Below are 25,755 nucleotides of genomic sequence, written 5' to 3'. Positions count from 1 at the left end.
GATTTCTCTCGCTCACGGATTGTTCGCGAGAGAAATGCCGCCTCCCGGATTTGAACCGGGGACAGCTCGATCTTCAGTCGAGTGCTCTCCCAGTCTGAGCTAAGGCGGCGCATCTCTATCTCGGTCGATCGTCTAAAAAAGGATTTCGAATCGAGGGCGGCATCCGACTCGTTCACACACGTACGAAAAGTCGTCATAGCGTAGTCGTTTTCCGCCGTCATCCTCCATGTCGCTCGAGTGCGATCGGAGCGAAACGTTTCACCGATTTGCATACTGTCGATTATGATCGAGTCCACCGCCTCGAGCGAGCCGAACAGTTACGTGATCGACACAATGTGGGTCACTTCGATATAATCTCGCAACTGTGTTCGAGGTAACTCTCAATTTATGTAACATCTCACCAGTAGTCTCCCATGGATTCACGGATTCGACGACGGCAGTGTTTCGGACCCTCCTCTGCGGAGACGTTGGTCGGTATTGCCGGGCGTACGGGGGGTGCGGAGGAGGCAATCAATTGGGGCAGTTCGGGCGAAAGCGACGATGGAGCGACCGATGTCGCAAGCGATACGCAATCCGAGGTGTCGGAGGCCACACTGGAACGTCACTCGAGCGAGGCGGTGACAGCAGACGCGCGAGGGACGTGTCATGTCTGACGGCGACGAATCCGATCGTGAGCCGACTCGTCGCTCGGTCCTCCGGACGGCGGTCGCGGCTTCGGGGGCGACCGCGCTGGCCGGCTGTCTCGACGAGGATATCGAAATTACGATCTCCAGCGACTCGGACGATACAGAGGTAAGTGGCGACGCTGGTCCCAGCACCGATTCCGGTGGTAGTTCTGATTCTCCCGACGATTCCAGCGATGATCCGGATTTCACTGACGACGGTGACGTCGAGGATCCAACCGACGAAGATGGCGCTGACGACGGGGGCGACGCGGGGAGCAAGGACGATGCAGATGACCCGAGTGAGGATGACGACGCGGATGACGAAGATGGCGCTGGTGACGAGGACGACGCGGGTGAAGACGACGACACGGATGACGAGGACGACGCGGGTGAAGACGACGACGAGAGTAAGCATCTCGAGCCGTCGTTCAGCGAGGACTGCATCGGTGTCGATCCCTCGAACGTGCAGATCGACGAGATCAGCGGTAACCGCTGGCGGGTCAGTTCGGGACGCGCTGGGCTCCTCGTATTCGACGAGAAGGAAAACGCCGAGAACGCCACCGAAATCATCGAACACTACGGATTCACCAGTATTTGTTTCGTCGGGCGGCCGGATCCGTCGATGACCTACTGGCTCACAGACGGAGACGCACCGTCCGCTCCAGGATCCGTCGACGGAGGCGAAGACTGCATCAATGTCGATCCCTCGAACATACAGATCGACGAGGTCAGCGGCAACCGCTGGCGGATCAGTTCGGGACGCGCTGGGCTCCTCGTATTCGACGAGAAGGAAAACGCCGAGAACGCCGCTGAAGTCATCGAACACTACGGGTTCACCAGTATCTGTTTCGTCGGGCGACCGGATCCGTCGATGACCTACTGGACGAGTTGATCGACATCGGTCATCGGTCGCCCGCCAGTTTCGAATCGACGGTGGACTGATACGGTTTGCTGTAACGATTTACCGGTACGACCGCAGGATTGGTCGCGGTCGCACCGGAAATGGCTTACAGTAGACCGTATGAGAGGGACCGATCTACCGGTCGGCCGCCGGATTGTCGCGGCTCCACCGAAAACGACTTCCAGTAGACCGTCCGATAGCAGTTCGTACGAATACGAATGTCGGACGTTCGAAAACCCAATATCTGATTAGTAACGCTCGGACTACACGCCCGGTACAGGTGGTGTAACCGCCGCCTGTTGGATATTCGGATATTCAAGACACCCTTTTCCGCGTCGGCGGGTAATACTCTGTTATGGGTGCCCTTACCACGAGTCAGGACGGCCGTGAGCTCTCGGCGGATACTATCCTCGAGTTGCTGGCGAATCGGCGTCGACGGTACCTGCTTTACGCGCTTCGCGGACAGGATGGACCGATCGAACTATCGAAACTCGCCGAGCGAATCGCCGGCTGGGAACACGACGTTCCGCCCGAGGAGGTCGCAAAAAACGAGTACAAGAGTGTGTACGTCTCGTCAGTCCAGTGCCACGTTCCGAAACTGGCAGATGCCGGCGTCGTCGACCACGACGAGAACAACCACACGGTCGTGCTCGCGGACAACTACGAGCAACTCGAGCCGTATCTCCGCATCGTCATCCGCGACGAACCCGAGAACTCGCGGCTTCACGCCGCACTCGAGACCGAGTCCGGTGATGGTTTTTTCAGCCAGATTCGCGAGAACGTGGCCCGCCTCAAGCACTGACTACTCCTGGCAGGTGCAGGCTGAACGCCCATAGTTTCGGATTACGCCGATGCGATCTACCCCCCCGTCGTTGCTCGACGACCGCGGGCGCGGTCTCCCCACGATTGGCTCCGTGATCTCGACCCGAAAGACGTAGTAGTCGCCCACCTGACCCACCGGTATGGGATCGATGGAAGACCTCCGTGTCACCGAGTGCACCCGCTGTCCGGCCCTGGTCGACTCGCGGAGCCAGATCGTCAACGGAACCGGCCCCGAGGACGCCGACGTGGTGTTCGTCGGCGAAGGGCCAGGTGCGAACGAGGACGCCGAGGGCGAGCCGTTCGTCGGCCGAAGCGGTACCGTCCTCGACGACCAACTCCGGATCGTCGGCCTCGAGCGCGACCGCGTTCGAATCACCAACTGCGTTCGGTGTCGCCCGCCGGAGAATCGCGACCCGACCAAAGACGAACTCGCGAACTGTCGGGGCTACCTCGAGGCCGAACTCGACCGTCTCGACCCGGAGGTCATCGTCACCCTCGGCAAGGTTCCGAGCGAACACCTCCTCGAGCGATCGGTCGCGGTCACGAAAGAGGCGGGCACGCTCGAGGACGTCCGCATCGAAGGAACCCCCCGGCGGCTGTTGATCTGCGTCCATCCGGCGGCGACGCTGTACGATCGGAGCCAGGAGGAGACGTTCGCCGACGCGCTCGAGCGAGCCGCGGACCTGGCCGACGTCGGCGACGACGGGAGCGGGCAGACGCGGCTGGACGGGTTCTGAGCAGTCGGGCAGACAGCGGTGTGTTCGGATTACACGTCGCGGACGTCTCGGGGATTTTACACACCACGAAAGCCCCCGATCCATTTCATTCCCACCCGTTTCGGCTGGCCGGTCAGACCACCGCGGGGTGGGAATGAAAGGGGCTGTCCGCGTCCGGGAAGACGGACGAAGCAAGCACGTGACCGAAGGGAACGCGCACAGCGAGTCCTTCGACTGGACGCGGACAGGGGCTTTCGTAGTGTTCTCTTTCGCCATTGCCGACCGCAGAACGAATCTGAGCCCCTCAACTGGTTAGCATCCTAACGTTCTTTACGCTTGGTTGCGTATCGAACGGATGCGCACGAAAGTGCGCTGAGCCGGAGTCCAGCGACCAAGCAAAGCACTCCGGCTCACACACGCCCCCGCGTCGCGGGAGCAAACCATGCTTCACGTCGGTGAAATAAAGATGTGCCGACGTTTCGCCGAACCAGAGCCCCGCGTCCGTTCGGTCGGATCAGTTTCACGCGTTCTGGTTTGCTAGCTGGGATGCTCGCCGCTACGTCGGGCCATACGAAGACACATGGTCACGAAACTCACCATCCACTGCGACTGTGGTACCGACGTTCGAACGGAGACCACTGACGGCAGCGTCGCCTGTCCCGACTGCGAATCGGCGTTCGAGACGACGATCATCGAATTCGTCCCCGATCACGATGCACCCAGCACTCGCTACGGCACTCGCTCGAATCGCGGCCCGTGAGGGCTGTGAGCGGACGGCGCTCCCACCGCTGTACGAGACGGGGGATACGGAGGCACTCGTCTCGCTACTCGAGTCTCCCGCCGACGTCACCGTCCGCTTCGAGTACGAGGGGTATACGGTTGTGATCGAATCCGGGTCGCTCGAGGCGGCGGTGATCGGGGAGAACGAGTAACAGTAGTTGAAAACACGCCGATTTTATTCAGCAACACCGACCGAGATTCGGTCGGCTCGTCTTTCACCTTCGCCACAGTTTGTCACCTGCTACTCATCTCGCCACGACCCCCATACCTCCCGACACTTACCGAGTTCGCGGTACTCCTTCTTCCGCTCGAAGGCGTCGATGGCGTAGATCACTTCGTTGTCCTTGTCCCAATCGATCAGCACGCGGAAGTCACCGACTCGACGCTTGTAGCCGGGATGGTTCTTCAACCGGTCGAGGAAATGGTCCGGGAAGTCGCCGATCTCCTCCAGCTTGGTGATGATCCGCTCGGCGTCCTCCGTCTCGAACTGTTCCAACGTTTTGACCAACGTCTCCGTCAGAACGACCTCGTGAGCCACTGTTCGGCCCTCAGTCCTGATCGATGCCGAGGCGTTCGCGGGCCTCGTCCGTGGACATCGTACGTCCCGCTGGCACGTCCGAGTAGCCCTCCGAGACGCCCTCCTGTGCGCCGGGCGTCAGAATCGGCTCCGTGGTGTCGCGAAGCACTTCACGGACGAACTCCGAGCGGTTGGTGTACTCCAGTTCCTCGGCTAATTCGTCGACCTCTTCGAGAAGCCGCTTCGGGACCTTCACGTTCAACTTCACCATGTCCCCGTCGCCGTTGTCTCCCGCGTTCGTACTCATGCAACGTGGTACGTGGGTGGTACTGAATGAATTGTCGCTCATTCCCCGGTCGCCGACCACACCAATGGCCGGCCAACCTTCTTTTTTGATATACTTTCGCGAAATATGTACGCCGGTTGTTGAATAAAGAAATTGTATTTGCAACAACTGGTAAGGGTACGCTGATCGGTACTGCCAGACGATCAACTCCCTCGATTCGTTTTCAGTACGCCGTCGACTCGATCGCGGACGGTCCAACCAGCAGTTCCGCTCGAGCCCACCTCCTTACACCTCGAGGTCCCACCCTCTCCAGCTCGAGTCCGACCCGTGTCCTTATTCCGTCCGAGTCCGAAAGCGCCGATAATGGACGGCGAAATCTCGACGGCGGAGGTCAAGGAACTTCTCGAGGGCGACACGGACGTACGGATCGTCGACATCCGGGACGAACGAAGCTTCGAGCGCAGTCACATCCCCGAAAGCGAAAACGTCCCGTTCAACGAACTCACGGCTCGGATCGACGAGTTCGAGGACGCGGATCGGATCGTCACCGTCTGCCCGCACGGGAAGGCGAGCGTTCAGGCGGCGAAACTCATCGGCTCCTACGAGGGAAGCGCCGACGCGCGTGTCGAGAGCATGGCCGGCGGACTCGAGGAGTACGGAATGCAATACGGGCTGGTTCGCGAGGAATCGCCGGTAGACGAGGCCGCGCGTTCGGACTCTCCGTTCTGATCGGTGCCGGCGCTGGTCGATCGGGTCGTCGAAGAAACGGTGGTGGTGTCGGTTCGCGAAGTCGGGTTCGGAAGTCGTTTCAGATCATCGCGGGCTCATGCGACGTTGAAGCCGCGATCCCGAAGGAAATCTTCGATGCGGCCGGTGTGATTGCCCTGAAGTTCGATGTGGCTGTCCTCGACCGTCCCACCACAGGCGAACTTGGACTTGAGATCCGACGAGAGACTGTCGAGATCGACGTCCTTCGGATCGAATCCTTCGATAATCGTTACCTCTTTTCCGTATCTGCGCTCGTCAATGCGGATGGTGAGTTGCTGTTGACCCTTGGCCACGTCTTCGCAGACGCAGAGTTCCTCGGGCAGCCCGCACGTCGAGCAGACTTCCGACATTACGTTCGTCCGTACGAAATGACCATATTAAACACTATCGGGACCTACGCGCCGTCGTGCGGTTCTTTTTGAACGAACGTTGACGTGCTCGCGGTCGTCGGCAGTCCGTGGGACCAAACACGCGGAAATCGACGCCGTCAGCGACCGGTCGCGGCCGACCGACCGACCACCGGGAGACGCTCGCGGGTCAGTCGATCGACGATCTCGATCGCCTCGTCGGCGTCCTCGCGGTCGACGCCGCCGCCATAGGCCGCGCGTTCGTAACGCTCGAGGACCGTCCGGACCTCCGAGTCGCTTGCAACGCCGTCACCGGGCCGGGTCTCGAGCGCCGAGAGATACTCACGCGCGGACTCGTCGTCACGACGCGGGCGGTACTCGCGGGCGAGAAGCGCCTCGAGTCGGCGATATGCTCGCTCGGCGTCGCTCGTGGGGTCACGGCGGCGTCCGTGCCAGAACAGCCCGACCGTGCGGCGGGCGCTCGCGATTGCCCCGGCCCGATGGACGCCGGCGACCAGACCGACGAACAGGACGGCCGTGATCGTCAAGAGTTCGCGCGTGATCACAACCGGCGGCGATAGCTCTCGGTCGTCGTCGCCGTCGTCGGTCGACGTGTCGATCGGACCCTGTGGGCCACCCGGCGGCGATGGGTCGTCTCTCGGGTCCGCTTCGGAGTCGGTCGTTGGCGGTTCGTCGTCCACGTCGGGGACCGAGTCGTCCGCCGCATCGTCCCCTTCCTCGTCGGTCGCGTCGTCGGGTTCGTCGTCCGCCTCGTCGGCATCTGATTCCTCGTCGGGTTCGTCGTCCGTCTCGTCGGTGAGGTCGTCTTCGTCCTGTGCCTCCTCGAGGTGTTCCTCGTGAACCGAATCCCGTTCGCTGCTCGGTGTCGGTTCGAACGCGACCCACCCCGTCTCCGGGAAGTAGACTTCGACCCAGGCGTGGGCGTCCAGACCGCGGACGACGTACTCGTCGTCGTCGACCTGTTCACCGCTCGTGTAGCCGGTCACGTACCGCGTGGGGACGTCCTCCGCCCGTAACATCTGGGTCATCGCCGTCGCGAAGTAGACGCAGTAGCCTTCGTCCATCTCGAGGAGGAACTCCTCGGCGACGTTACCCTGCGGTCGTTCGACGTCGAGTGAGTACTCCTTGGAGCTCCGCAGGTGGCGTTCGATCGCGACCGCTTTCTCGTAGGGCGTCTCCGCGTCGGCCGTTATTTCGGCGGTTCGGTCCTCGAACTCGCTTGAGGTCTCCTCCGGGCGCTGGAGGTAGTGGTCGCGGATCTCGTCGGGGTAGTCGGTTCCCGCCTCCCGGAGTTCGTCCGGCTGCGGGGTGACGACCGCACTCTCGACGGCGTACGTGTCGCCTTCGATCAGCGTCGTCGTCGGGTGGACGTGGCCGTGTCTCGACACCTCCGTGTGCTCGGCGACGTCTCCCTCGACCGACACCGGCTCGGGGGCGGCAGGCATGACGCCGAGTTCCGTCTCCGCCGTGACGACCTGGCGGTGCTGGTGGGTCGGCCCCGGCGGGCCGGCGAGCTCGTCGCCGTCCTCGAGCGGACGCTCCGTTCCGGTTCGAACCCACTCGTCTCCGGTAAACCGGTCGTAGATGCCCGTCCGCCAGTAGGAGGGCCGATCCGACTCGACCGTAAACCGCACCTCGGGGGAGAGATCGACCTGGCCCGAGATTCCCGATCGCTCGGAGGCCGAGTCGATCGTCCCCTCGAGCGTGCCGTCGCTCGCCCCGCCCGCAGTCGTCGGGGTCGCCGGTCCGGCGGGGACGAACGTCACCGACAGCGAGAGCGCGACGATGAGCGCGAAGAGGACGGCGATCAGATCCGCCTGTGCGATCGATCCGCCGCGGCGCTCGAGTTCGCCGAACCCGATCGCACCGATCGCGCCGAGCGTGCCGATGAGCGTGACCGCCGTCCCCGCGTCGCCGGTCAGGACGAGAAACAGCAACGCCGCGCCGCCGGGAACGACACTCGAGGCGTACCGGCCTCGGACGGCGAGATACCACGAGAGGAAGATGGGAGCGGGCGCGAACGCGAGCGTCCAGACGCCTGCCTCGATCATCCGGAGCAACGGCATCCCGGTCACGAGCGTCAACACGTCCTCGAGGAGCGCGCCGGTCCCCGAAGCGACCACGCCGACCCCCAGCCCGCTGGTCTCGAGGTAGTACGCGAAGCCGACGACACCGGCGACGAGCGCTGCGACCGTCGCGGTTCGCGGACGGATCACTCTCGCCAGGATCGTCGCCGCGACCAGCATCGATCCGACGAGTGCAAACAGCGTGCGCGTCCCGCCGACGACGCGTGTCACGTCGAGCAACACGCTCACGTACGACGCCGTCAGAATCAGGACACACCCGACCGCGAGGAGGCGGAACACGGTGGGTCCGATCGTTCCGTCGACGTCCAGACGCATCGTCCGATTCCCCGATCCGGAGCCGTGATCGGTGCTCACGCGGCCACCCCCCGCGAACCATCGTCGCGGCGTTCGGAGCGTTCGTCACCGCCACCTCGCCCGGACGCGTCGACGGGGCCGCCGGAGTTCCCCTCGCCCCGCAGTCGGTCGAAGGGTATCTCCGTACCATCGACGACGACGGTCGGCTCCACGCCGGCGGCGTCGACCACCACGTCGGCATCCGCCCGAACCCGATCCTCGAGGTCGCCAGCGTCGGCAACGGCCAGCGCGGCGAGCAGCGTTCGTCGGTGTCCCCACCCAGATCCGGCGGGTCGAGCCGCGTTCGGTAGCTCGAGGCCGACGTCGAGACCCGCCTCGAGCAGGTGGACGACGACGCTCGCGGCGGCACTCGCCAGCTCGTCCTCGCGACCCGACGGTGCCGACGCGGCGACCGTGATCGAACTGTCGTCGCCGTGATCGGCGTACTCCATCACGAACAGCTCCTCGTCGGGCCGTTTCGCGGCGGACTTCCAGTGGACGTCCCGAAGCGAGTCGCCGCGCCGATACTCCCGAAGGCCGTCGAACTCGCCGCGGTCGGTCCGGCTCGCGGCCACGGCCGTAGCAGTCAACCGACCGGCGTCGCGGCCCTCGAGTCCGTACACCCGCGGATAGACGACGACGGTGTCGGTCGACTCGTACTCGAAGCGGCGTTCGACCAGTCCGAGCACGTCGGTAACCGTGATCTCGAGTCCCCCGACGTCGTGCTCACCGCGGGCCTCGAGGGAGAGCTCGTAGGTGAATCGGGTCTCGGCGTCTCCCTCGAGGGTCGTCTCGAGTCGGGCCCGTGCCTGGACGGAGAGCCCGTCGCCCACGGTCGCGTGGATCGTCCCCGAGGCGGTCCGTGGACTCTCGATCGTTCGTTCGACCGTGCGCGTCTCGCCGACGAAGCCGTCGTCGACGGCGGCTCCCTCGACGGTTGGCGGGTCGATTCGGGCGGTCGTGAACAGCGCCGCGACGGTCACGATGGCAACCGGAACGACGACGGCGTTCAGCGACCGGGGACCGTACTGCCAGCTCATCGCGAGCGCGAACGCGACGACGGCGACGGCGGTCCAGCCGCGGATCGTGAGTCTCATGGCTCGATCACTCGATCGGGACCCGTTCGAGGGCGTTTTCGACGACGGCACGGCCGTCGCGCTCGCGGTCGACCGTCCGGATCCGGTGGCCCAACGCGACCGGCGCCTCCACCTTGACGTCGTCGGGGATGACGTACTCGCGGCCGTCGGCGACGGCTCGCGCCTGGGCAGCTCGAAGGAGCGAGATCGTTCCCCTGGGGCTCGCGCCGACTTCCGCGTTCTCCCGGGTGTATCCGGCGAGGCGGGTCGCGTATGCCCGAATCGGATCCTCGACGCGAATCCCAGTGACCGTCTCTCTGGCGCGGACGACCGTCTCGCGGTCTGTGACGGCCTCGAGGGACTCGATCGGGTGGTGGCCGACGGTCCGCGCCAAGATCTCGTGTTCCTCCTCGGGGTCGGGATACCCCAGCCGGAGTTTCTTCATAAATCGGTCGAGTTCCGCGAGCGGGAGGTCGTAGGTGCGGTTGGGCTCGACGGCGTTTTGGGTTGCGATCACCGTGAACGGATCGGGGAGGTCGCGGGTCTCGCCGTCGACGGTGACCTGATTTTCCTCCATGGCTTCGAGTAACGCCGTCTGGGTCTTCGGCGGTGCGCGATTGATCTCGTCGCCGAGAACGATGTTGCCGAAGACGGGGCCGTGCTGGAATTCGAACTCCCGGTTGCGCTGATCGAAGACGTTGACGCCGGTCACGTCCGACGGGAGAAGGTCGGGCGTAAACTGGACGCGACGAAACGAGCAATCGATCGACGTCGCGATCGATCGGGCGAGCATCGTCTTGCCGACGCCGGGGACGTCCTCGAGTAGCACGTGTCCGCGTCCGAGGATGGCGGTGACGACGTGTTCGACGACGTCGTCGTGGCCGACGATGACGCGGGCGACGTTCGCCGCGAGTTCCTCACAGAGGGTCGCGACGCTCGCGACGGGAAGCGGGTCGACGGGCGGTTCGTCGGTCGTGTTGGGTGTCGGGTCGACGTCGGTCATCGATCACGGGGAGAGTGTATCCGGGCTGCGGTTCATCGTCAGTCATCCGTTCTCAGGCGCTGGCAAACATATGCGTTGTGTCACCGATACGAATGCGTACTGGTGTTCCAGATTACGTCGATTCGTTCTCAGTAAGATCGGGATAGTGAAAAGAATACTCCCGGCACACGGCAACGCAGCCGCTATCGGAGCGACGATCGGAAAACGATACTACTTACCGGGCGCTCAGAGCCGTTCGACGTTGGTTGCACGCGGGCCTTTGTCGGCCTGCTCGATGTCGAACTCGACTTCCTGACCCTCCTCCAGGTCGGGACCGCCGACGTCTTCCATGTGGAAGAACACGTCCTCGTCCGAATCCTCGCTCTCGATGAACCCGTAACCGCCAGTGTCGTTGAAGAATGCGACCGTACCTTTCGCCATTGCACGTGAATAGACCCACGACAAAGATATAAATGTTCGGGAGGTTGCCACGCGTTTCCCCTCGAGTCCGGTCCGCTTCGTGTCGCCATCCGGAATACGTTCGACGCGGACTATCGCTCCTTGTAGTCTTCCGATCGTAAACTACCACTCCTTGCAATCGGGACAGACGAACCCGTCGCCGTCCCGCCAGACTCGCGAGCTTTCGGCGTCACAACGCCGACAGACGTGTGATCCCCAGGCGTACGTCGACAGCGACGTCGGCGCCCCGTCGTCTGTCGATGCTGGGGAAGCGGGGTCGGTCATCACCGACGCTGACTCGTCGATGTCCCGTGTGTCGGATTCCGAATCGTTGGAACTCGAGTCGTCGCACTCGTCCGAGTCGACTCCGAACTCCGAGAGCGTCGCGTCCTCGGTCACACACGAGGATACGCACGAAGGCGGTTTATACGATTCGACTGTACGAGGACGGTTTGTACAGTTCGACTGACCGAGACCGGCACGGCCAAGTACCACCGACGACAACCTCCGTTTATGGAATCCGCCGCAGCGTTGAACGTCATCGTGGACAACATCGTCGAGATGAACGAACTCTTCACCGACGTCGCGATGGGCGACGGGCTCGCCCCGTTGCTCGTCCTCGTCGGCACGATCCTCGTCGTCTTCTCCCTCGGCGTCTTCGGCGCGCTCACTCTCGGCGCGATCGGCAGTCTCGTCACCCCGAACTAACGCCGTCTTCTCCCGTCAGTACACCGCCTTCTCCCGTCAGTTCGTCGCCCGCGTGAGCGCTTCGCTCGCGCGTTCGACGGCGTCCTCGAGATCGGGGCCCAGCGGCGAACCGACGACGATTCCGTCGACGTGCTCGAGGATCGCCTCGAACCGGTCCGTCACCGACTCGGTCGTCCCCGCGACACAGAAGGCGTCGATCATCGCGGGCGTCACCAGCCCAAACGCCTCGGAGAGCTCCCCGCGCTCTAAGGCGTCGCTCACCGCACTCGCGGCCTCGCGGTCGATCTCGTGGCGCTCGAGGACCGGTTCGGCCGCGCCGCCGACGATGAACGCAACTGGCGGTCGCGCGGCCTCGCGGGCCGCCTCCTCGTCGCCCGCGACGCTGACGCTCGCGAACGCCAGCGACTCGAACTCTCCACGGTCGTCGGGCCGATCGGCCAGCCCCTGCTCGATCTGCCCGGCGGACCACTCGAGGTCCCGAGGGTGAGCGGCGTTGATCAGGACGCCGTCGGCGTGTTTCGCGCTCATTCGGAGCATGTGTGGTCCCTGTGCGCCGACGTAGACCGGAATCTCGCTCGGCTCGAGGTTGAGCGAGGCGTCTCGCGCAGTGAAGGTCCCCTCGTGGGTGACCGTCTCACCGGCCCAGAGGTCGCGTGCGACGTCGACCGTCTCGAGGACGCGTCGAAGCGGCCGATCCTGATCGACGCCAAGGGTCGCGAGCGTAGAGCGGTCGCCCGCCCCGACGCCGAAGACGGCTCGACCGTCGCTTACCTCGTCGACCGTCGCCGTCTGCGCGGCGAGTTTCACCGGATGGGTCTCGTAGGGGTTGACGATCCCCGGTCCGAGCCGGATCTCGTCGGTCGCGTCGGCCATCCGCGAGAGCGCCACGAACGGATCCCGGTTGAAGTAGTGACTGCTCGCGAACGCGACGTCGAACGCCTCGTCCTCTGCGAGCGCCGCCAGCCCCGCGATCCGCTCGAGGTCGTGTTCGGGAGTGAGTTCGATCCCCCAGGTCGGTCCGCCACCGGTCATCGGTCGTTCCCTCCGTCCTCGAGTCGGCACTCGAAGCGATCGCGAGCCGCGTGTCGGTTCATACTCGCAGGGTCGGGCAGCGGCCTAAAAAGCCCACCGTCACCGGAGATCCGGCGGTCAGCCGTCGAACTCCCACTCCCGCAGCGCCTGCCGGACGAGGTCGTCCTCGACGGACCGGAACAGTTCGTCGCTGCCCTCGAGGTCTCCGAACGCCCAGTCGCGGACGACGACCGCGGGCGTTCCGCCGGCACCCTCACCGGCGACGAGGTTGGCGGCCGAGGAGAGTTCGTCGACCACCGACTGGACGGTGACGCCGAGTTCGCGCCCGTCGCGGTCGGGTTCGCCACGCCAGTCGCGGCTCGCGGAGATGCCGGCCCAGCCGAGTGCGACGCCGCGTTGGCCGTGTCGGAACGGCCGCCCACAGGTGTCCGTGACGATCACGGCGACGTCGTCGACGCCGCGCTCCTCGAGTCCCGCACGGATCCGTTCGGCGCTTTTCCCCGGTCGCTTCGGCAACAAAAGCAGGTCGTGACCCGGGACGTTCGATCGGTCGATCCCAGCATTGACGGAGATGTGCCCGAAGCGCGTCTCGGTGAGCAAAAACGGCGCGTCGATCAACAGTTCGGTACTCTCCTCGAGGACGGCCTGGGCGAACCGCGGGTCCTTCTCCTCGGCGGTCAACTCGCCGATCTTGTCCGCGATTTCCCGCGCGCGGCCGCTGACCGGATAGTCGTCCAGATCCGCCGTCCGTCCTTCAGCCTTCGAGACGACCGTGCTCGCGACGGTCACCACGTCGCCGGGTTCGAGAGTAGTCCGGTCCGCGATCAGGTCGGCGAGGTCGTCGCCGGCGCGGATCTCGGGGAGATCCCTCACTGGCTCGAGTTCCATACCGGAGAGTGGGAAAGCGCCGTGAAAAGCGCACCGTCACCGAACAACGGTGGCGACGGAGAGCGTCAGTACTGATCACGTTGTAGTAGCCACTGCACGTCACTGCACACCTGGTCGCCAGGCAGATCGGCGATCAGTGTGTGAATCGTTTCATACGGTTTACTGTAAGTTATTTTCGGCGCAGCCGCGACCCAGGCGGCGGTTGCGCCGGTACATCGGTACAGGAATCCGTATCAGTCGTTACTATAGTTTAGCCCATCCAGGGAACCACGTCGAAGACGAACAGGAGATAGTAGGCCGCGACCACGAGCAGAATCGCACCGGTCGCCCGGTTGATCTGACTGCTGTAGCGGGCGAGCGTCCGCGTGACCTGCCGGCCGAACGGTTCGGAGAGGAGCGCGAACGCAAGCAGTGGCGCGCCGATGCCCAGGCCGAACGCGAGAAAACCGAGCATACTCTCCGCGTGGGTGTCGTACAGCACCGGCGTCCGCGCGAAAAACAGCGAGATAGTCGCCGGATTACAGGGGATGACGATCGCCCCGAAGAAGAAGCCGTAGCTGAACGCCGAAAGCGCGGGATAACGCGATTGAGGCGGCTCGAGCGTGGGAACCCTCGAGAACCCGCTCGGGTCGACGAGCAAGACCGCGCCGACGACCGCGAGGACGGCGAACGCGACCGGCGAGACGTCCGCGACGACTCTGTTGACCGACTCCTGGAGGAGGTACGTGAACACGACGCCGACGGCGGCCATGAACACGAGCACCCCGGCCACCACCAAGAGGCCGAGTAGCGCCACGGGCCGGCGACGATCGCCGGCGTCGGCGCTGGCCAGGTAGGCGAGAAACGTCGGATACAGCGGGATCACGCAGGCTGCGGTCAGCGGCGTCGCGACGCCGAGAAGAAAGTGCTCGACGAGCCCCGAAAGCGTCATAGGATCCTCAGCGCGGGAGCCCACGATAGGGGTCGCGGGAGAAAGCGCGTTGGTTCGGCCGTCCGACCGGTAACGAGAGCGGGCAGGGTATCTCGGACAGGTACGTACATGTGTCGTGTGGCGGTCGATCGATCGGTCCCAGTCGCCCTCGCGGTCACCGACGGCGACGCGGCCCTCTCCGTGAGACGACTGGGGTTCTCGACGCGTTAACGCAATCTCGACGCCGCGAACACAAAGTCGTATCCGTGCGAGTGGTCGGCTGCACGCCCGCGAACGGCCGACGTAGTAAAACGACACGCCCGCGAACGACCGGCACGTCGTGAGCGAGAGTTCGGTTCGAGCAGTCGCCGACGCCGAGCGATGGCTGCCGTGAGTTTATATACGAACGGGGGGCCAGTGGGCGTGTGACCGATCTCGACCGACTCGAGCAGCGACTGTCGGCCGTCGAGCGAACCGTCGTCGACGGCGAGTCCGCGCTAGACGAGATACCGGAGCTGGCGGCACTCGGAGCGGATCTCGACCGACTCGAGACGCAACTCGAGGGCCACGAGACCCGGCTCGCGACGCTCGAGGGACGGACGGAGTCGATCGAAGGGTACGTCGGCCGAATCGACGCCGTCAACGACGCGGTCGAAACCGAGGCGACGACGGCACTCGCGGTCGTCGATCGCCTCGAACGCAGGGTGGCCGACCTCGAGAGGCGTCTCGAGGACGTCTCCGCGTCGGCGCCGGCTGACGCGGGGGAAACGGCCGATCCGACCGACGAGGAGAGTGACTGTGAGCCGACGACCGGGGACAGAACGGACGATCGTATCGAGCGAACGATCGCCGACGTCGTCGGTGAAACTTCCGACGGCACCGAACAGCAAATTCCCACCACCGGCGGCCCGTCCTCGGGCGACGACCCACTGCGGTCGGCGTCGGATGAGCGACGGCCCGAAAGTCGGTGTTCGACCGACGCGACGGAACAGCCGGTCGGAGGCGATCGACGACGTACCGACGGAGTCGACGGTGACGACGGTCGGCCCGAACCGTCGACCCGGACGACCGATCAGCGAACCGTCGCACGACGCGTCTCGTCGGCCGAGGGTGGCGACACGGCACCAGCGGACGCTCGAGGTCGACAGCCAAACTGTGATGAGACGTCGTCGGGATTCGTCCCCTCGATTCTCTCCTGGGTTCGATGATACGCTACGTTCTGGCCGTCTTGCTCGCCGTTGCGCTGCTCGCGCTGTCGGTACCGGCGATCGAACACGGAGCCACCGTATCGAGCGAGCGCCAGATCGATCACGACGTCGACGAGATCGACCGCGCCGCGACCACCCTCGTCGACCACGAGGATCTCCCGCCGGACGGACATCCACCACCCCAGCGAGTCGTTACAGTATCGCTGCCCTCCGATTCGCTGACGTCGACGCCGGTCGATCGGTTCAGCATCGACCGGACGAGCGACCAGACGAGCGCCGTCGTCGTCGCACTCGAGGGGGAGAATCCACGAACGACCGTGATCGACGCGCCGATCGTGTACGCGACGCCGACGGAGAACCGATCCGTCGAACTCGGCGGAACCGCCACGAAGACCGAACTGCTCTTGCGACTCGAGACGGATCCCTCCGGGACGAACGTCGTCGTCGTTACTCGTGTGTGACGTAGCCACAACTGCAACGACGCCCACACTGATCGCCGATCTGCCTGGCGACCAGGTGTGCAGTGACGTGTATTGGCTACTCCAGGAGTGGCTACTCACACCCTGATGAACGGATCCTCCCTGGCGTCGGGCCGGGTTCGAGTTTAAATACGAACGGGCAGGTACGACCCCTATGTCTACGAAGGGCGAATCGAGGCTTCGATCGATCGTCGCCGGCATCGATGGAGTGTTCGACGTCGATCCGCTCGGATCCGCCGACGACGCCTGTCGGTGTCGGTCCGAATTCGACGGCGATACGCTGATTCTTCGGGCGAGCAACTGTGACGGGAAGGGAACCATCGCCGAACCCGGTCCGTGCCGACGGGCAGTCGTACATCGACTCGCCGAACGCGACGCCAAGCGAATCTGCGTCCGATCGGACGGGATCGAGCGCCGCTACGATGGCCACGGAGTGACGCTCCTCTCGGCTGCTGGCCGATTCCTCGAACTCCTCGGCGACCGTAACGAGCGGCTCGCGACCGACGTCGCGGACGATCCGCTCGCAGTCGCAACGGAGGTCGACCAGCGCGTCGGACCGGTCGCAGACGTCGGAGTGGAGTCCGGGCTGGTCCGAGTCGCCCGAGACGTAGACGACCCCGAGAGCGTGTTCCAGCCGACCGTGGGCCCGAGCATCGCGTACTACTACCTCGAGCGTTCGATTCCGGACGGGGCGACGCTCGTCGACGTGACCGAACTCGAGACGGGAAGCGTCGCCCGCCTGTACGAGCGGGCAGACAGCGTCCCGTTGTACGCACTCGACACCGTCGATCTCTCGCTGTCAGCGCCAAAGCGCCAGACGCTCATCGACGGATACGAAGCGATCGCCAACGGGCTCGTCGAGGGGGATCGTGCCGCTTCGAGGGCGATCGAACGGGTGGACGACGGACCGGTCGATCCGCAACTGACGTCGATCCTGTCGAAACACACGGCAGGGTACGGCGTTCTCGAGGATCTGTTCGCGGATCCGCGTATCAGCGACGTATACGCCACCTCGCCCGTCTCCCGGAACCCACTCCGGGTCGTCGTCGACGGGGAGTCCGCGACGACGAACGTTCGGCTGACCCCGACGGGTGTCGACGCGCTGGCGTCTCGCGTTCGCAGGACGAGCGGGCGGGCGTTCTCCCGTGCGGCCCCGACGGTCGACGCGACGGCAGATCTGATCAACGGCACGGGTGTCCGAATCGCGGGCGTCACGGATCCGGTCGCGGAGGGGGTCGCGTTCGCGTTCAGGGAGCGAGTCGACGATCGGTTTACGCTTCCCGGACTCGTCGCCAACGGAACGATGTCCCCGGCAGTGGGGGGCTTTCTCTCGGTCGCGGTCGAACGCAACGCCGCCGGGCTCATCGCGGGAACGCGTGGCTCCGGAAAGACGACGCTGCTCGGAACGCTGTTGTACGAACTGACGCCGGATACGCGGACCGTCGTCATCGAAGATACGCCGGAGCTTCCGGTCCCGGTCCTACAGACGGTCGACAGGGACGTCCAGGCACTCCGAACCGGAACGGGAGACGGCCCGGAGATTTCCCCCGCGAAGTCGCTGCGGACCGCGCTCCGTCTCGGCGACGGGGCGCTCGTCGTCGGCGAGATCCGCGGTGAGGAGGCCCGCGTCCTCTACGAAGCGATGCGCGTCGGTGCCAACTCGAACGCCGTCCTCGGGACGATTCACGGCGACGGGGCCGAAGAGGTCTACGAGCGCGTCGTCTCCGACCTCGGCGTCGAGCCGTCGTCGTTCGCCGCGACCGACCTCGTCGTCACCGTCCAGTCCTACCGAACGGCCGACGGGAACGGCAGGCGCGTCGCACGGATCGAAGAGGTGATCGGCTCCGGAGACGACGTCCGATTCGAGCCGCTGTACGCTCTCGAGGGTGAACGGGCGGTTCCCACGGGCAGGATCGACCGCGGCGAAAGTCGCCTCGTGGAGCAACTGGCCGATCCGACGGAGACGTACGCCGACGTTCGCCGGGCGATCCAGGAACGGACCGACGAACTCGCACGACTGGCCGACGACGGACGAATCAACCCACGGGACGTGGCGTCGGCGTACGCCACCCGAGGCCTCGAGTAACCGATGGGGGTGACGATCGGCTTACTTCGGGCGCTCGCGTCGGTCTACCCGTGGGACGTCGAGCCGAGCGAAGACCTCGCCGAATCGCTGGCGTTTGCCGACGACGCACTCGAGGCGGAGACCGTCGTTCGGGCCGGCTACGGTGGCGGGGTAGCGGTCGGTATCCTGTCGGTGCCGCTGGTGCTGACGCCGCTGCCCGAGGTGGTCGTGATCGGCATCGTGATCTGTCTCGCGGTGAGCGTCGTCCACGGAATCCACACCGCACCCCACCTCGCCGCCGCCTTCCGTCGCACCGAGGCACTTGGCGACACACCAAATCTCATCGGTCGGGCAGTCCTGCGGATGCAGGTCCAACCGTCGCTCGAAAGCGCCGTCAGATTCGCAGCAGAGACCGGCCACGGGCCGCTGTCGGCGAGTCTCTCGGCACACGTCGATCGATCGATGGGAACGCCGCGGACCGGTCTGTTGACGTTCGCCGACGAGTGGTCAGATCAGTTCCCAGCGCTTCGACGATCGGCCCATCTGCTCGCGACGGCACAGGAGGCACCGGAGGCGGAGCGTGTACGGACACTCGACAGATCGCTCACTGCGATCCTCAACGGGACGAGAAATCGGATGGCCGACTTCACGTCAGCGATCCGTAACCCAACGACGGCGCTGTTCGCGTTCGGCGTCATGCTCCCGCTCGCGCTCGTCGCACTCGTCCCGGCGGTTCCGATGGCGGGGTTTTCCGTCAACATCTGGATGCTCGTCGTCCTCTACAACCTCGTGTTGCCGATCGTGCTCGTCGCCGCGAGCGTCCGGTTACTGGTCCGTCGGCCCGTCGCCTTTCCACCGCCCACAGTCAGCCGTGACCACCCAATGGTTCCCGACCGGCTGTGGCTCCGAGGGATATGGGGAATCGTCGCCGGTCTCCTCACGTACGTACTCATCTCTCGGTTCGGCCCGGCGTATCTCGCCTCGATCGCGGCTGCGGGAGTCGGCATTGGAGTCGCCCTGCTCGCCGTCTATCGGCCGATCCTCGACGTCAGACACTACGTTCGAGACGTCGAAGAACACCTCACCGACGCGCTCTATCTCGTGGGTCGACAGGTGTCGGAAGGAGAGTCGGTCGAGTCGGCGATCGACCTGGCTGCCGATCGAATCCCCGGCGAAACCGGGACCGTCTTTACAGACGCGGCCGCCCTCCAGCGTCGACTCGCTGTCAGCGTCGAAGAGTCGTTTCTCGGCGAGTACGGTGCGCTCACGGACGTCCCAAGTGATCGTGCCCGCGGGACCGCGGCACTGCTCGCCATCGCCGCCAGCGAGGGACGACCCGCTGGTCGCGCGATCGTCGCGATGGCCGACCACTTAGAGGAACTCGAGGAGGTCGAGGCCGAGACTAAACGCGAACTGGCGGCGGTGACGGATACGCTCGACAGCACCGCCGCGTACTTCGGACCGCTGGTGGCGGGAGCGACGGTCGGACTGGCGGGAATGATGACCGGCGATTTACTCGAGTTTGCCGATACGACGGCGTTACCGACCGAACAACTGGGGATCGTCGTCGGCCTCTACGTCGTGGTCCTGTGTTTTATTCTCGTTCCGCTCTCGATCGCGCTCAAACACGGGATCGACCGCGCACTGTTCGGATACCACGTCGGCCGTGCACTCCTCTCGAGTGTGGTTCTGTACGTGTTGACGATCACACTCGTCGGGCTGATCTGAGGGGACGACGGCATCGGTCCAGCCGGCTACCGTTTAAATACGATCACGGAGGAAACGCCGGCCATGGATCTGGAAGCACCCGTCGACGCGTGGTACGTCTGGTTCGGCGTCTCGGCGGCGAGCGTCGTTATCGCCGGCGTCGTCCTCGGACTCCCGACGGGGCCGCCACCCGACGCAAATGGCGTCGGAAACTCGATCGACAGAATCGCGGGAAGTCCCTACAGTGCCAGTACCGTCCACGAACACGACGCGGACGAGTTGCGTCTCCAGGAGGGGACTACCCTCGAGTTACGAAACGAACACGGACGGGCACACTCGAGTCTCGCGTACGGGAACGTCGTGCTGGTGACGGGCGACGAACGCCTCGAGAACGTCACCTACGGGGACTCCTTCGGCGACGAGTTCGAAGCCGAACTCGAGCGAGACGACATCGACGCGACCGCCGAGTTTCTCGGACGGATCAACGAATCCCACGAAACGACCGACGACGAGTGGTATCCGGCCGGCGACCGGGTCGTCGTTCGAACGGTGACCGTCCAGCCCGACGACGTGACCGCGAGGCCGCGGATCACCGCGGAAGTGGTCGACGGCCTCGGAGAACCGAATACGGGTTTCGCGACCGATATTCGATTCGAGTACGACGGCGACGGGAGCGAGCGGGCCGACATCTCTGTAGTAGGGCAAGGCTACGGCGAAGAAGAAGACGTCCAACGACGTGAATCGACGTGGTTCCGTGACGGGGCCGACTCGACGATGTTCAGTCTCGAGAACACCAGCTCGGTCTCAGAGCCGCTGGATCTGACCGTCGACGTCGACGACGGTACGTGTGAGGCGGGAGACGTCTCCGAATTCGGGGAGGAAGTCGTCCTCTGTGAGGGAACCGATCCGGAGGATGCCGACCAGATCGCCAACGAAACGACCCAAATCACCGTCGACGAATCGGCGGGGGAGTACCGTGTTACGCTCGTCGTCGCGGAATAGCGGGCAGACGGAACCGCTCGCCGCCCTGGTGGCGATCGGGCTCGTCTGTGCGGGCGTCGTCCTCTACACCGGCGTCCTTGCCACCCTCTATCCGGGAACGACCGCGCGAGACCCGGCCGACGCAACCCTCGAACAGGTCTGGAACGGCGTCGGCTCCGACGGCGTCTACCACGAGACGACCGATCGAAACGATCTCCACGAGGGAGTGGAACTCCCGGACGGCTACACGGTCCTCATCGAAGTGACGGCCGTCACCGATGCGGGGCGGAACATCACCGTCGATAGCGCTGTCGTCCGGGAAGACGGCACCATCCGGTACGGACAAACTGACGTCGACCGACCGGAAACGACCGGGACTGCACGTCGATCGGTCGGCGTCCACCTCGAGCGTGATCCGGCTGGCGACGTCCGCGGTGGAACGCTTCACGTGGAGGTGTGGCGCTGATGTCCACCGACGCTCGCCGGAGCGATCGTGCGGTCAGCACGGTCGTCGACGTCTCGCTCTGTCTGCTCTGTATTACCGCCTCGATCGGGATCATCGCGGTCTTTCTCGCCGAAGACGTCGATCGTCACGATCCACAGATCGCCGACGAAACGGCACAGACGATCGCGACGTCGACGACGACGGTCGAATACTCGATCCAGTCGGTCGAACGCCACGACGACACCGGCGTCTTCGACGGCGCGGAGTACGAGGCCGATCGATACGAACGAGCGAGACACGGACCGCTGGCCCAGTTGCTCGCCGCGGCGGCCATCGCGAACCTCCACCTCGACGGAGAGCGCCTCTCCCACGCCGGTGGGGAGTTTCGCGAGGCGGTCGACGCCAACCTCGGAAGCGAGTTGATTGGCGCGAACGACGACGTTCACGTCCTCGCGACCTGGGAACCCTACGAGGATGCGTCGACCCGTGGGGAGACCGTCGCCGGCGACCGTCCACCAGGGGACGCCGACGTCAGCACCGCGACGTTCACCGTCGCGAGCGACCTTCCGCCGGTTCGCGAGGACGAACTCGAGGGAACCTACGACGCGGAAAACCGAAGTTTCGACGAAACTGCAGAGCCGATCGCCGACGCTATCGTCTCCGGGTTGTTCCCGAACGAATCGACGACGATCGCACTCCAGGGGAACGACCTCGATCGCGATCTCGCGCTGTACGAGTACCACCGAGCCGGCGACGCACTCGACGTCGAGTACGACCCCGAGAACGGAACCCTCAGCCGGACTGACGTCAACGTCTCCGCCGCCAACGAACGACTGGCGGAGAACCTTACGGAAACGATCGCGAACGATCTCGAGCGGACGTACGGCGACGATATCGACGAGATCGAAGCCGAACTCGACGCGACGTATCCCGAAGACGAGGAGGCGGTGACGGACGAGGTCGACGACCTCGTCGCACCGAGCGTCGCAACCGACGAAGTGACGATCACCGTGCGGGTGTGGGACGAATGAAACGGACGAGCGAATCCAGGCCGTCGACGGTGTCGATCACGCTCGACGAACGTGCGCGTATTCCATTCGCTATCATCGGCGTGTTGTTGCTGGTTACCAGCGTCATGTCCGTTGCAGTCCTCCAGTCCCGTGTCTCACCGGAACCGACCGTCGACGCCTCGCTGGCGATGGATCGCAGTTCGGCGACGGCCCAGACCGTCGTCCGAAACGCCGCCGCCAACGCCGCCGAGCAGTCGGCCCAGGGGCCGTTGATGCACCCGAACGAGAGTCACTCGTGGGGTCAGGCGATTGCAGCGACAGACTCCCACAATCCGCCGGAATGGATCGACGAGATGCCAGGCGAGTACCAGGATGGCCGATCCGACGTCGATCCCGATCACGCGTTCGAGCGGTATCTCAAACTCCGAATCTACAACGAAGTCGAACGCGACCTCGACCATCTCGACGGCGAGTTTCGAGGTGACACCACGACGAACGTCTCGGTTCCGCCGCTCGAGGACAACCGGAGTTCGGCCGTAGACGCGATCGATCGGGTGAAACTCGATCCAGGAATCGATTCGGGCAACGACTTAGAGCCCGGACAGCTCGAGGTGACGATCGAGGGCGTCGAAATAACGGTCGAACGCGACGGACAGCGAGTCGCACATCGGGTCGAAGACGTCTCCGTCGTGGTCGGAACGAACGTCTTCGTCCTCCACCAGAAAACCCGCGAGTACGAACACCAGCTGAACATGGGCGTCGTCGAGGGCGGACTCGGCGATCCGACCAGCCTCAACGGCTTCGGACAACACATCGCGGCACGACTCTACCCACTCACCTGGGCACGTGGCCTCGCCCAGTGGGGCGGTGCGCCGATTTCGGAAGTGATGGCGAATCGCCACGTCGAGTTGATGGCAAACGACGCCACGTTCGACATCCAGGAGTCGACGTTCGGCACCACCGATCCGAATCGAGAGGCGGTGATGCGAAACGCCTGGGGCTGTCTCGCCGCACAGGACGCCGAAGAACTCTACGAGGGACACACCGGTGACGAACCCGCAGTCGCGGACGCCGAGGACTTCTGTGCCGGCCTGGAGTATCTCTACGGCGACCAGAACGCGAATCTGGACGATCCGATCGACTCGAGGGACGTGATGGAATCGACGGCAAACGCCGCTGGCGAGCAGACGAGAGTCGACTCCGAGCAGACGATCGACGTCAACCTGTTCGCCGACCTCGCGTACGCACAGACGCTCGTCGAGATGGGCGTCCACGACGCGATCGACGACGTCCACAGCGTCGAGACGCGAGCCGATCTCGAGACCGCGACAGACAGACGCAACCTCCCGAGTAGTAGCAAACCGGACAGTCTCACCGACTCGAGCAACTGGACGAAATCGAACAACGACCTCTCGACGGATGCGAACGTGACGGTCACGTTCGAGGAGGGTGATCCCGACACCGCGGAAGAAGAGACGACGTACGCGACTGCCATCGTCACCGTTCGACAGGATCACGTACGCGAACTCACGTGGAGCTACGACGGCCCGGAGAACGCAGGACCGACCACCAGTGCAACGCGCCGGTCGACGTCGGTGTACGAAACCGAGATAGAAGTACTCGCCCACCACGCCGAGAGGGATGCGATCGACTACCGCGGAATCGACGGCGGCTACAACGAAACCGTCGATGAGGAGTGGCCCAACAGCTTACCCGAGGAGTTCTTCGAGGACGACGGCGGGTGGCAGACCGACCTCGCCGAAAACGTCACCCTCGACAACTACGCGGCGTTCCCGAACGAGAGCACCGAACGACTGCTGAGCGTCAATCGAAGCGGCAACGTCGAGGCACAACTCGAGCGCCAGGTCGTCGAAGCCGACCAGATTCGAAGCGAGGAAGCGCTTCGCACTCGTCTCGAGGTCGAAGACGGAGACGAGGAGATCCTCGAGACGGATCCGCCGAACGAGCTGATCGCGGTGGCCATTGCACTCGATATCTACTACATTCGTACACAGCTTCGCAAGGACGCAGATACCGTCACCTTCGAAAACGGTGAGCTCCTGACGGGCGATCCGTTCGGCGAGTTAAACGACGAGGTGGACGAACAGCTCGTCTACCACCGTGTCCCCGATCGATACCCAACCGCGGCGGACAAAGCCCGCGTCGAGGCCCGCCAGAACTACATCGACAACGTCAAAGGCCAGATCGAGACGACCAGCGAGGCCAACCAACAGGTACAGAACGAACTCGACGACAGACTCGGCGACGAACTCGACGCCGGAGACGACGTCCTCGAGGGTCTCACCGAGTTCTCCCGCGGCGTCGCCGGCGGCGAAGCCGAGTACGAGCCAGCGACGATCGACTCGCCCTACAGCGACGAGATAGAGTATACGCCGACCGGTTCGCCGACGTATCTCTCGCTCGAGCAGGTCGAAGCCGAGGAGGTGCCGGCGACCGGAAACGCGACCCATACGCCGATGGCGGCGCGAAACAACAACTGGTTCGCGATTCCGTACAACGAAGTCAATATCGGTGTGCTCGATCGGGTGCTCGGCTGGTTGCTCGATTCCAGCACAGATGATGTTCTGACGCTGCGAATGGCGGGCGAGCTTCTCGAGGCCGCGAGATTGGCGGACGTACTACTCGAGGAAGAAGACGAGAAGCTGATCGATGATGAAGCAGTCTATGATGATTTAGAGAAGGCAGTAAACAGCGAAATTGAGCAACTGGACACGAGGACAGTCGAAGAATTAGATGGGCTGGAGAATGGCCTTAATCTGGATAACGCTAGGATCGAAGAACTCGTCGGCGAAGGTATCGACGATATCGGAGATGGAACACCCGGCCAGCAGGCTGCAATGCTCGGTGGCGGCGAAGGCGTCGGTCACGTCGAACAGCACGTTCGTGAAGAAATTGATGTCGACAATCACGGCAAAAATCCGTACGAAAGTGACGAAATATTCAAACAGCACGCGGGAGCGAGTGTCAGCTACGCATTGACTGAAGCAGTTAATCAAACTGTGGTCGATGACTTCGATTCATTTAACGTGGATTATTTAAATGAAAGCGTACGTGACGAACTCGAGGAACGAACGGAGGAGATCGTCGCCCAGCGGATGAACGAGACGATAGACGAACACGACCTCGAGCACGACTGGTTGCGAAACAACGAGACCGGAATCATGGACGAGGACGGGGAGTTCAACCTCTCACCGAACCGTGTCCCGGCTGGATTGCCGATCGTTCCGTTGCCAAGCGGGTGGGTCGCGACGACGAACGTCTGGGACGTGAAAGTCAGAGGCGAGTACGCCAGGTTCGAACTCGAGTCGAACACGGGAACGCCGTCGAATATACAGGGTGAAAATTACGTTCGCGAAGACGGATCCGTCGTATTCGAAGGCGAGCCCGTTGGATCGACACGATCGATATCGTTCGAATCGCGATCAGTCGTCATCGTTCTGGTACCGCCACAGCGTCTCGGCGTTGGTGATCGGACTGGCGATTGGGCCGAGGAGTCGGAGGGATGGCCAGAGGCGGGCACCTCAAGTTGATTGTAGAGATT

The 25,755-nt window shown here is 64.0% G+C and carries 26 protein-coding genes and 1 tRNA gene; 15 read left to right on the top strand and 12 right to left on the bottom strand.

What is annotated here, in order from left to right; translation table 11 throughout:
• Nucleotides 1–35 precede the first annotated feature (35 nt).
• Nucleotides 36–109 (bottom strand) — tRNA-Phe (locus FYC77_RS06960).
• 536 nt (nt 110–645) lie between these two features.
• Between FYC77_RS06960 and FYC77_RS06955 the strand changes: the two genes are divergently transcribed.
• The 5 genes from FYC77_RS06955 to FYC77_RS06935 all read left to right on the top strand — a co-directional run bounded on the left by FYC77_RS06955 (nt 646) and on the right by FYC77_RS06935 (nt 4,036).
• Entirely contained in the window at nt 646–1,557 is a 912-nt protein-coding gene (locus FYC77_RS06955; protein ID WP_149080780.1) for a twin-arginine translocation signal domain-containing protein, read from the top strand.
• A gap of 364 nt (nt 1,558–1,921) precedes the next feature.
• Nucleotides 1,922–2,368 carry a DUF7344 domain-containing protein gene (locus FYC77_RS06950; RefSeq protein WP_149080779.1) on the top strand — a complete coding sequence of 149 codons (447 nt, stop codon included), beginning with the start codon at nt 1,922–1,924 and terminating at the stop codon, nt 2,366–2,368.
• A gap of 160 nt (nt 2,369–2,528) precedes the next feature.
• On the top strand, nt 2,529–3,125 hold the full coding sequence (locus tag FYC77_RS06945) for a uracil-DNA glycosylase (protein WP_149080778.1): 597 nt from the start codon (nt 2,529–2,531) through the stop codon (nt 3,123–3,125).
• A gap of 559 nt (nt 3,126–3,684) precedes the next feature.
• Nucleotides 3,685–3,864, top strand: a complete 180-nt coding sequence (locus FYC77_RS06940) for a hypothetical protein (protein ID WP_149080777.1) — start codon at nt 3,685–3,687, stop codon at nt 3,862–3,864.
• Nucleotides 3,818–4,036, top strand: a complete 219-nt coding sequence (locus tag FYC77_RS06935) for a HalOD1 output domain-containing protein (protein ID WP_149080776.1) — start codon at nt 3,818–3,820, stop codon at nt 4,034–4,036. Before FYC77_RS06940 ends, FYC77_RS06935 begins: the two co-directional genes overlap by 47 nt.
• 89 nt (nt 4,037–4,125) lie before the next feature.
• Here FYC77_RS06935 and FYC77_RS06930 read toward each other — a convergent pair whose 3' ends face one another.
• Together FYC77_RS06930 and FYC77_RS06925 are read right to left on the bottom strand one after the other, a co-directional pair.
• Nucleotides 4,126–4,422 carry a type II toxin-antitoxin system RelE family toxin gene (locus tag FYC77_RS06930; protein ID WP_149080775.1) on the bottom strand — a complete coding sequence of 99 codons (297 nt, stop codon included), beginning with the start codon at nt 4,420–4,422 and terminating at the stop codon, nt 4,126–4,128.
• Nucleotides 4,423–4,432: 10 nt separating this feature from the next.
• Nucleotides 4,433–4,708 carry a ribbon-helix-helix domain-containing protein gene (locus FYC77_RS06925; RefSeq protein ID WP_149080774.1) on the bottom strand — a complete coding sequence of 92 codons (276 nt, stop codon included), beginning with the start codon at nt 4,706–4,708 and terminating at the stop codon, nt 4,433–4,435.
• A 342-nt stretch (nt 4,709–5,050) separates the two neighbouring features.
• On the opposite strand from FYC77_RS06925, the gene FYC77_RS06920 reads away from it, so the two are divergent.
• Nucleotides 5,051–5,416, top strand: a complete 366-nt coding sequence (locus FYC77_RS06920; protein WP_149080773.1) for a rhodanese-like domain-containing protein — start codon at nt 5,051–5,053, stop codon at nt 5,414–5,416.
• Between the two features lie 95 nt (nt 5,417–5,511).
• Here the strand turns inward: FYC77_RS06920 and yciH are convergent, their stop codons facing one another.
• The 6 genes from yciH to FYC77_RS06890 form a co-directional block, all read right to left on the bottom strand.
• Entirely contained in the window at nt 5,512–5,805 is a 294-nt protein-coding gene (gene yciH, locus FYC77_RS06915; protein ID WP_149080772.1) for a stress response translation initiation inhibitor YciH, read from the bottom strand.
• 137 nt (nt 5,806–5,942) lie between these two features.
• The gene (locus tag FYC77_RS06910) at nt 5,943–8,264 is read right to left on the bottom strand and encodes a transglutaminase TgpA family protein (RefSeq protein WP_149080771.1); all 2,322 of its coding nucleotides are present in this window, start codon (nt 8,262–8,264) and stop codon (nt 5,943–5,945) included.
• Nucleotides 8,261–9,340 carry a DUF58 domain-containing protein gene (locus FYC77_RS06905; RefSeq protein ID WP_149080770.1) on the bottom strand — a complete coding sequence of 360 codons (1,080 nt, stop codon included), beginning with the start codon at nt 9,338–9,340 and terminating at the stop codon, nt 8,261–8,263. Before FYC77_RS06905 ends, FYC77_RS06910 begins: the two co-directional genes overlap by 4 nt.
• Nucleotides 9,341–9,347: 7 nt before the next feature.
• Nucleotides 9,348–10,322, bottom strand: a complete 975-nt coding sequence (locus FYC77_RS06900) for an AAA family ATPase (protein WP_149080769.1) — start codon at nt 10,320–10,322, stop codon at nt 9,348–9,350.
• A 225-nt stretch (nt 10,323–10,547) separates the two neighbouring features.
• On the bottom strand, nt 10,548–10,742 hold the full coding sequence (locus FYC77_RS06895; RefSeq protein ID WP_124194573.1) for a cold-shock protein: 195 nt from the start codon (nt 10,740–10,742) through the stop codon (nt 10,548–10,550).
• A 141-nt stretch (nt 10,743–10,883) separates the two neighbouring features.
• On the bottom strand, nt 10,884–11,159 hold the full coding sequence (locus FYC77_RS06890) for a DUF7573 domain-containing protein (RefSeq protein WP_149080768.1): 276 nt from the start codon (nt 11,157–11,159) through the stop codon (nt 10,884–10,886).
• A 114-nt stretch (nt 11,160–11,273) separates the two neighbouring features.
• Here FYC77_RS06890 and FYC77_RS06885 point away from each other — a divergent pair, with 114 nt between their 5' ends.
• A complete protein-coding gene (locus tag FYC77_RS06885) occupies nt 11,274–11,468 on the top strand; it encodes a hypothetical protein (RefSeq protein ID WP_149080767.1) in 195 nt (64 codons plus the stop codon).
• A 36-nt stretch (nt 11,469–11,504) separates the two neighbouring features.
• Here FYC77_RS06885 and FYC77_RS06880 read toward each other — a convergent pair whose 3' ends face one another.
• From FYC77_RS06880 to FYC77_RS06870, 3 genes are all read right to left on the bottom strand, one after another.
• A complete protein-coding gene (locus FYC77_RS06880) occupies nt 11,505–12,500 on the bottom strand; it encodes a 5,10-methylenetetrahydromethanopterin reductase (RefSeq protein ID WP_149080766.1) in 996 nt (331 codons plus the stop codon).
• 117 nt (nt 12,501–12,617) lie between these two features.
• On the bottom strand, nt 12,618–13,388 hold the full coding sequence (locus FYC77_RS06875; protein ID WP_149080765.1) for a coenzyme F420-0:L-glutamate ligase: 771 nt from the start codon (nt 13,386–13,388) through the stop codon (nt 12,618–12,620).
• Between the two features lie 250 nt (nt 13,389–13,638).
• Nucleotides 13,639–14,319 (bottom strand): cytochrome c biogenesis CcdA family protein, encoded by a 681-nt coding sequence (locus FYC77_RS06870; protein WP_149080764.1) that lies wholly within the window; start codon nt 14,317–14,319, stop codon nt 13,639–13,641.
• A 404-nt stretch (nt 14,320–14,723) separates the two neighbouring features.
• Here FYC77_RS06870 and FYC77_RS06865 point away from each other — a divergent pair, with 404 nt between their 5' ends.
• From FYC77_RS06865 to FYC77_RS06830, 8 genes are all read left to right on the top strand, one after another.
• Nucleotides 14,724–15,506, top strand: coding sequence for a DUF7310 family coiled-coil domain-containing protein (locus tag FYC77_RS06865; protein WP_149080763.1), 783 nt, complete (start codon nt 14,724–14,726; stop codon nt 15,504–15,506).
• Nucleotides 15,503–15,967, top strand: a complete 465-nt coding sequence (locus tag FYC77_RS06860; RefSeq protein ID WP_149080762.1) for a DUF7311 family protein — start codon at nt 15,503–15,505, stop codon at nt 15,965–15,967. Before FYC77_RS06865 ends, FYC77_RS06860 begins: the two co-directional genes overlap by 4 nt.
• Nucleotides 15,968–16,139: 172 nt before the next feature.
• Nucleotides 16,140–18,071: an ATPase, T2SS/T4P/T4SS family gene (locus FYC77_RS06855; RefSeq protein ID WP_149080761.1), complete on the top strand. Its 1,932-nt coding sequence runs from the start codon at nt 16,140–16,142 to the stop codon at nt 18,069–18,071.
• A 3-nt stretch (nt 18,072–18,074) separates the two neighbouring features.
• The gene (locus FYC77_RS06850) at nt 18,075–19,778 is read left to right on the top strand and encodes a secretion system protein (protein ID WP_149080760.1); all 1,704 of its coding nucleotides are present in this window, start codon (nt 18,075–18,077) and stop codon (nt 19,776–19,778) included.
• Nucleotides 19,779–19,841: 63 nt separating this feature from the next.
• Nucleotides 19,842–20,759 (top strand): DUF7283 family protein, encoded by a 918-nt coding sequence (locus tag FYC77_RS06845; RefSeq protein WP_149080759.1) that lies wholly within the window; start codon nt 19,842–19,844, stop codon nt 20,757–20,759.
• Complete coding sequence (locus tag FYC77_RS06840) at nt 20,734–21,204, top strand: DUF7285 family protein (RefSeq protein WP_149080758.1); 471 nt, start codon at nt 20,734–20,736, stop codon at nt 21,202–21,204. The genes FYC77_RS06845 and FYC77_RS06840 overlap by 26 nt, the downstream gene beginning before the upstream one ends.
• Complete coding sequence (locus FYC77_RS06835; protein ID WP_149080757.1) at nt 21,204–22,214, top strand: DUF7284 family protein; 1,011 nt, start codon at nt 21,204–21,206, stop codon at nt 22,212–22,214. Before FYC77_RS06840 ends, FYC77_RS06835 begins: the two co-directional genes overlap by 1 nt.
• Nucleotides 22,211–25,744, top strand: a complete 3,534-nt coding sequence (locus tag FYC77_RS06830) for a DUF7286 family protein (RefSeq protein WP_149080756.1) — start codon at nt 22,211–22,213, stop codon at nt 25,742–25,744. The genes FYC77_RS06835 and FYC77_RS06830 overlap by 4 nt, the downstream gene beginning before the upstream one ends.
• Nucleotides 25,745–25,755: the final 11 nt, after the last annotated feature.

The organism is Natrialba swarupiae, assembly GCF_008245225.1.
GTDB lineage: Archaea > Halobacteriota > Halobacteria > Halobacteriales > Natrialbaceae > Natrarchaeobius > Natrarchaeobius swarupiae.
The sequence above is the reverse complement of the archived record's forward strand: the minus strand, read 5'-3'. Positions and strand labels throughout refer to the sequence as shown.